The sequence below is a fragment of the Amycolatopsis azurea DSM 43854 genome (genome assembly GCF_001995215.1).
Taxonomy (GTDB): domain Bacteria; phylum Actinomycetota; class Actinomycetes; order Mycobacteriales; family Pseudonocardiaceae; genus Amycolatopsis; species Amycolatopsis azurea.
Genome location: NZ_MUXN01000024.1, coordinates 211,045 through 217,950 on the forward strand (window position 1 = coordinate 211,045; position 6,906 = coordinate 217,950).

Below are 6,906 nucleotides of genomic sequence, written 5' to 3' on the forward strand. Positions count from 1 at the left end.
CGGTGTCAACCCGCGATCTTGGACGGGTGCGCCGCCAGCGGTGTCACCTTGATCTCCATGTACGGGAACAACGGCAGCCCGGACAACAGGGTGTGCAGCTCGTCATGGTCCTCGACGTCGAGGATCGAGAAGTTCGCGTACTCACCTGCGATCCGCCACAGCTGCGGCCACTTGCCCTCGCGTTGCAGCTTTTGACTATAGGCCTTTTCCCGCGCGATGATCTCGGCGCGGACGGCCGGGTCCAGGTCTACTGGCAGGCGGACATCCATGCGGACGTGGTAGAGCATCAGGAGCGCTCCGGGTCCAGGACGAAGCCGTATTGGATGGCCTCGCCGTCGCCCGACGGACGCGGGTCCAGCACCAGTTCCGGCTTGACCGCCGAAGCGATGTCGTCGTCGTTGTGCTCGTCGCCCGGGAAGTACAGCTGCGCGGTGAGCAGTTCGTGGCCCGGAGCCGAAACCTTGACGTGGAGATGCGCCGGACGCCACGCGTGCCAGCCCGCCGCGGCGATGAGCTTGCCGCACGCGCCGTCGGTCGGGATCTGGTACGGCGCCGGGCGCACGGTGTGGATCTCGAACTCGCCGCCGGCGTCGGCGGTGAAGCTCGCGCGAAGGTTCCACTCCGGGATGTTCGGCGCGAACTGGGAGTAGAAGCCCTCGGCGTCGGCGTGCCAGAGCTCTACCTTCGCGCCGCCGAGCGCGGTTCCGTCGGTGGAGGTGACCTTGCCCGTCCAGGTCAGCGGGGTGCCGGGCTCGTCATCCCGCATCGGGACCGAGCCGCGGGCACCTTGTCCGGGCGCGTCGGGCACGTAGTACGGGCCTTCGATGGTGCCCTTGTTGCCCTCGCGGTGCTCCGTGGCGACCTCTTCGACGACGTGTTCCACCCACACGTCGAGGAACAGCGGCCACTCGCCGTCCTCGCCGACGCCGATCAGCCACGACTTGAGGGCGTTGTACTCGTCGTAGGTGACCTTGTGCTTGCGGATCGTGCCGTGCACGGCCTCCAGCACCTCCCGAGCCAGCAGGCTGACCCGCTCCTTCGGCGTTCCGGCGACACCGGCGAACTTGTCGCTCTTGAACCGCTCGGTCGCGTTGGCACCGGACGCGGCGGCGGTGGCCGTCTCGTGGATGGCGGTCATGAATCCTCCTTGATTCGTGGTGGGAGTCAGTGGTCCTGGCGGTAGCGCCGGAGCTTGTCGGGATCGATCTCGGCTCCGAGGCCGGCGCCGGGGCGGACGGTGAGTTCGCCGTCGGTGATGCGCAGGGGCTCGGTGAGCAGGTCGTCGCTCATGTCGAGGAAGTTCGAGAGTTCGCCGGGCCGCCTTGAGGTGAGTTCGTAGGCCGAGCCGAACGCGACCGTGCACAGCGAGCCGAGCTGTCCGTCGATCTGGTTGCCCATGACGACTTCGAGGCCGAGTCCCTCGGCGAGGTGATGGGTGCGCTGTGAACGGGTGAAGCCGGTGCGGGCGGTCTTGATGCTGATGGCGGTGGCGGATCCGCCGAGGATCTCTCGGGTGACGTCCGCCGAGGTCACCGCGGATTCGTCGGCGATGAACGGTACGTCGATCTGCCGCACGAGCCAGCGCCTGCCGAGGACGTCGTCAGCGGGGCACAGTTCCTCGGCGAAGAGCAGGTCGAGGTCGGCCATCTCCCGCATCGCGCGGGCCGATTCGGCGGCGGTCCAGCCGCGGTTGCCGTCGATGTAGAGGTCGACGTCGTCGCCGAAATGCTCCCGCAACGCGCGCACGACGGCGGTGTCGAGCGACGCCGGGCGGCGGCCGACCTTGACCTTGAACGTGGTGATGCCGTGGGTTTCGCGCATCCGCTGGGCCTCGCCCACCATCGCGGCGGGGTCGTCGAAACCGAGCATGTGCGACACGCGCATGCGGTCGGTGTAGCCGCCGAGCAGTTCCGTAACCGAGACGTCGAGGCTGCGCCCGAGCGCGTCCCAGATGGCCATGTCGATCGCCGATTTGGCGGTCGGGTTGCCGATCGTGCGGGCGAGCCGGGTGTGCACCGTTTCGCGGTCGAGCAGGCTGAGCCCGACGATCTGCGGGGCGAACAGGGAGTCGATCACCGCGACGATCCCGGCCTGGGTCTCGCCGTAGGTGAACGGCCGCGGGGGAGCCTCGGCCACGCCGACGACGCCGTTGTCGGCGTGCACCCGCACGAGGACGTGCTCGGCGGCGTGCACCTCGCCCGACGCGAACTTCAGCGGTTTCCGGTACGGGATGGCGAACGGGATCGCCTCGACTCGCGTGATCTTCATCAGGTGCCCCCTGCGGATGCTCGGACGGAAGGAAAGACGCCCTCGAGTTCGGAGAGGACGGTCGCGACCAGCGGGGACGAGGTCTCGCGATACCAGGCCAGGGCCAGCTCCACGGTCGCCGCGTCGGCGAGGTCCCGGAACACGACACCGGCCAAGGGGAGGGCGCGGGCAGAGGCGGGCACCACGCCGACTCCCAGCCCACCGGCGACCAGCGCGAGCAACACCGCCGTCCCGGGAGCTTCGTGCACCTGCTGCGGGGTGAGCCCCGCTTCCCGGCAGCTGCGCGCGACGGCCTCGTACACGACGGAGTTGCGCCGGTCGTAGGTCACGAGCGGTTCGGCCCACAGCTCCGCCATCGCGACGACGGGCTCGACGGCCAGCCAATGGTCCGACGGGACGGCGAGGACCAGCGGTTCGCGCTCGATCACCCGGAAGTCGATGTCGTCCCCGGTGACCGGAGGGCGGAGCACCCCGATCCCGAGCGTCCCCTTGCGCAGGTGTTCGCACTGCTCGGCGGTCAGGAGGTCGGCGCGGACCTCCAGTTCGACGTCCGGCACCCGCTCGGCGAGCGTCCTGGCCAGATGCGGCAGATGGGAGAACGCCGCCGTGCCGGTGAACCCGATCCGGACCAGGCCCAGCCTGCCCTCGCCGATCCGGCGGACTCCCCGCACGCCGACGTCCAGCCCCGCGAGCACGCGTCGCGCTTCGGCCAGGAAGAACTCACCCGCAGGTGTCACCCGGACCTGCCGGGTCGTCCGGGCCAGCAGGACGACGCCGAGTTCGTCCTCCAGCTGGCGGATGGTGTGCGACAGCGCCGGCTGCGCGACGTGCAGCTGCTCGGCCGCCCGACCGAAGTGGCATGTCTCGGCGACAGTGACGAAGTAGCGCAGGTGACGAAGTTCCATGGGCGCCTCCTCCCGTGCCTCTGTCGCCGATTCGTTCACGGTAGAAAGTGAACTCATCGAAGACAAAGACTTTATTGAGGTCTATTGATAAACAGGAATTATCAATAGAACCCGCACTCGGGCGCCTTCGGAGGGCTGATCAACTGTAGGAGGGTGCGCCTGCGCCCAGGTAGTCCAAGTACAGGTCCAGCGCCGCCTCGAGGTGATCCGCGGAACCGGTGGACATCAGGATGGTCACGCCGCCCTGGATCGCGGCGATCAACGCGGCCGAGGCGCGGACCGGATCGACGTCACGGCCGATCGACCCGCTCGCCTGCATGTCCTCGATGCCCGCCTGAATCTGCCGTTGCCACTGCTCCAGGAGTTGCCTGGTCACCGCCTGCGCGGCCGGGGTGTGCCTGCCGATCTCGGTGATCAGCACCCCGAGCGGGCAGTGCACGCCTTGCCGCCGGTATCGCTCGACCACGACGTCCCGCCACTGGCCCCACGCCCGCCACGAGGTCAGCTGACCGAGATACGGCTGCTGGTCCTCGATCACCTGACCGGCCTCCCATTCGGCCACGGCCATCAGCAGTTGTTCCTTGCCCTCCGGGAAGTAGTGGAAGAGCTGGCTCTTGCCCGTGCCGCTCCGGCGGCCGATGTCGTCGAGGGTCGCCGCGCCCACCCCGCGCTCGCGGATCTCGTCGGCTGCGGCGTCGATGATCCGCTGCCGCGTCGCGGCGCCCTTCTTGGTGAGCATCAGGACCTCCCGAATGTACTTGCCGGTCCATTGTCCCGTGTCCGGCGAGTGGACGCGATCACGGCACCAGCAGCAGCTTCCCGGACGTGCGACGGGACTCGATGTCCCGGTGCGCCTGCGCGGCGTCGGCGAGGGCGTACCGGCCGCCGATATGTGGTGTCAGCCGTCCGCGGCGGATGTGGTCGAAGAGCTCGTTCGTCCGCCGTGCCAGTGCCTCACGGGTGGGTACGTGGTCTGCGACGGACGGATACGACAGCAGGATGCTGTTGGGCAGTTCGGCGGGGCGGAAGGTGGGATTGCCGTTCACCACGCCGTAGTAGGCGTGCACTCCATGGCGGCGCAGTGCCCGTTGTGACGAATGGAACGTCGCCGCGCCGCCGCCGTCGTACACCACCTGCGCACCCTCGCCGCCGGTCAGTTCGAGGACGCGCCCCTCGAAGCCGCCTCCGGCCGACACGAGAACGTGGTCGGCGCCGGCTTTCTCGGCCACGGGGACCTTGTCCTCGCGGGACACCAAGCCGATGACCGTGCCACCGCGAGCCTTGACCAGCTGGGTCAGCAGGAGCCCCACCCCGCCCGCGGCGGAGTGCACCACGGCCGTGTCGCCCGCCTTGACCGCGTAGGTCTCCGTCACGAAATGGTTCGCGGTCAGACCCTGCATCAGGATCGCGGCGGCGGTCTCGTCGTCGATGTCGTCAGGAACCCGCACCACCGTGTCCGCCGGGATGGCGAGCTGCTCGGCGTAGCTGCCCTTGTGATAGCGCCAGGCGACCCGGTCGCCGACCGCGAGGCCTTCGACGTCCGGCCCCTGCGCTGTGACGATCCCCATTCCCTCGACGCCGAGCACGGTGGGCACCGACCAGGTGGGCAGCGGCATCTTGCGGGCACCGGTGTCCATGAAGTTCACCCCGGCCACGCCCAGCCGCACGCCCACCTCACCGGCACCGGGTACCGGATCGGGGAACTCGGTCCAGGTCATGACCTCGGGGCCGCCGTATTCGCGAACGTGGATCGCGCGCATCAGGGACTTCTTTCGCCTCGGAACTCGCTGTCCGGCGCCAAGGTAGAGACCAAAAAATGTACCGGCAAGTACAAACGATCAACAGTCAGGAGTGTACTTGCGGGTACATTTTTCCGTCTGCATTCTCGGCCGGGTCAAGCAAATCCGGCCGTTTGAAGGGAAACCGATGGACGATCTCGCCCGACTGGTGGCGACGGAGGACGTCCGGCGCGTGATGGCTCGCTACGTCTACAGCGCCGATCACCACCGATGGGACGATCTCGCGGCACTGTTCCTGCCCGACGCGCCGTTCATCGCGTCCACAGTGGACGGATCGGTGCAGGCGCGGATGACGGGCCGCGACGACATCGCGGGTCAGCTCAAAGCGCGTAACCACCCGGATTCCGTGCTGGTGCATCACCTGTTCTCCAGTGAGATCGACTTCGAGTCGGAGGATTCGGCCACCGGTGTCTGGGCCATGGAGGACATCGTCACCAGACCGGCAGGTGAACCCGCCGGAATGCACGGCTACGGCCACTACCGGGTGCGCTTCACCCGGCTGGACGGACGCTGGCTCATCGCCGAACTCCGCATCACCAGGCTCCGCCTGGACTGGACCTACTGAAACCCCAGGGAGAAATGACATGACCGACACCCTCGAACCCTTCGTCGTCAACGTCGAGCAGGACGTCCTCGACGACCTCCGGTCGCGCCTGAAGGCGACCCGGTTCGCACCCGATCTCGACAACGAAGACGAGGCCTTCGGGCTGAGTACCGCCTATCTCAAGCCGATCGTGGAGTACTGGGCCGACGGTTTCGACTGGCGGGCCGTCGAAGCCCGGCTGAACGGCTACTCACACCATCGCGTCGACGTCGGCGGCACGCCGGTGCACTTCATCCGCGAGCCGGGCAAGGGTCCCGCGCCGATCCCGCTGCTGCTCATGCACGGCTGGCCGTGGACCTTCTGGGACTGGAGCAAGGTCATCCGCCCGCTCGCCGACCCGGGCGCGTACGGCGGCGACCCCGCGGACGCCTTCGACGTCATCGTCCCCTCGCTGCCCGGATTCGCGTTCTCCACGCCGCTGACCAACGGCAAGGAGAACTTCGTCAGCATGGCGGACCGGTTCCACACGCTGATGACCGAGGTGCTGGGCCACGAGCGATTCGGCGTCGGCGCGGCCGACTACGGTGCGCTGGTCGGGGCGCAGCTCGGCCACAAGTACGCCGACTCGCTCCACGGTATCCACCTCGGGAACGAGATGCTGCTGACGATCTTCCAGGGCGATCGCCATTGGGATCTCACCGGCGGCGCGCCGATCGACCAACTGCCCGCGGGGCAGCGCGCCGACATGGTCAACTTCGTGAACACCTACGTGTCCCACGTCGCGGTGCACATGCTCGACGGGCAGACGATCACTCACGGCCTCAACGATTCCCCGGTCGGGATGCTCGCCTGGATCCTGAAGCGGTGGAAGAAGTGGAGCGACCAGAACGGGGTGTTCGAGGATTCCTATCCCATGGACCACATCCTCACCAACGCGACGATCTACTGGGTCAACCAGGCCATCGGCTCGTCGATCCGCGCGTACAAGAACGTCAACCGTCACCCGTGGCAGCCTTCGCACGACCGGACCCCGGCCGTCGAGGCGCCGGCCGGCTTCACCTTCCACCTGGGCGACGCCGCACCTCCGGGAGCCCACGACCGTGAGCAGCGGGTCGCCGCGTTCAAGAAAGCGGCCGGTCATTTCTACGCCGACGTGCGCCAGGTGAACGTCCACGAGAAGGGTGGCCACTTCGGTCCGTGGGAGAACCCGGAGGCGTGGATCGACGACCTGCGCACCACGTTCCGGCCGCTGCGCTGACACCGGCGCGACGAGCGTGGACGGTCGTGAGTGGCGTTTCGGGTTATTGAGCAGATAGGCAAAGGTGTCCTGTCAGGTGCCACGTCCGTGAAGGCCTCCTTGAGGGACCCAGGGTCCCTCAAGGAGGCCTTC

8 protein-coding genes are annotated in these 6,906 nt (G+C 67.9%); 2 read left to right on the forward strand and 6 right to left on the reverse strand.

Going from position 1 to position 6,906, the window contains the following annotated elements:
• Positions 1-5: 5 nt before the first annotated feature.
• The 6 genes from catC to B0293_RS31190 all read right to left on the reverse strand — a co-directional run bounded on the left by catC (position 6) and on the right by B0293_RS31190 (position 4,933).
• A complete protein-coding gene (catC, locus tag B0293_RS31165) occupies positions 6-287 on the reverse strand; it encodes a muconolactone Delta-isomerase (RefSeq protein ID WP_005151445.1) in 282 nt (93 codons plus the stop codon).
• Entirely contained in the window at positions 287-1,138 is an 852-nt protein-coding gene (catA, locus tag B0293_RS31170; RefSeq protein WP_005151444.1) for a catechol 1,2-dioxygenase, read from the reverse strand. The genes catC and catA overlap by 1 nt, the downstream gene beginning before the upstream one ends.
• Positions 1,139-1,164: 26 nt before the next feature.
• Positions 1,165-2,268, reverse strand: a complete 1,104-nt coding sequence (locus tag B0293_RS31175; RefSeq protein WP_005151443.1) for a mandelate racemase/muconate lactonizing enzyme family protein — start codon at positions 2,266-2,268, stop codon at positions 1,165-1,167.
• On the reverse strand, positions 2,268-3,173 hold the full coding sequence (locus B0293_RS31180) for a LysR substrate-binding domain-containing protein (protein WP_005151442.1): 906 nt from the start codon (positions 3,171-3,173) through the stop codon (positions 2,268-2,270). The genes B0293_RS31175 and B0293_RS31180 overlap by 1 nt, the downstream gene beginning before the upstream one ends.
• A 139-nt stretch (positions 3,174-3,312) precedes the next feature.
• A complete protein-coding gene (locus B0293_RS31185) occupies positions 3,313-3,912 on the reverse strand; it encodes a TetR/AcrR family transcriptional regulator (RefSeq protein WP_005151441.1) in 600 nt (199 codons plus the stop codon).
• A gap of 58 nt (positions 3,913-3,970) precedes the next feature.
• Positions 3,971-4,933, reverse strand: coding sequence for a quinone oxidoreductase family protein (locus tag B0293_RS31190; protein WP_005151440.1), 963 nt, complete (start codon positions 4,931-4,933; stop codon positions 3,971-3,973).
• A 166-nt stretch (positions 4,934-5,099) separates the two neighbouring features.
• Here B0293_RS31190 and B0293_RS31195 point away from each other — a divergent pair, with 166 nt between their 5' ends.
• Together B0293_RS31195 and B0293_RS31200 are read left to right on the forward strand one after the other, a co-directional pair.
• Positions 5,100-5,537, forward strand: a complete 438-nt coding sequence (locus tag B0293_RS31195; protein ID WP_005151439.1) for a nuclear transport factor 2 family protein — start codon at positions 5,100-5,102, stop codon at positions 5,535-5,537.
• Positions 5,538-5,556: 19 nt separating this feature from the next.
• On the forward strand, positions 5,557-6,774 hold the full coding sequence (locus B0293_RS31200; RefSeq protein WP_005151437.1) for an epoxide hydrolase family protein: 1,218 nt from the start codon (positions 5,557-5,559) through the stop codon (positions 6,772-6,774).
• Positions 6,775-6,906 lie beyond the last annotated feature (132 nt).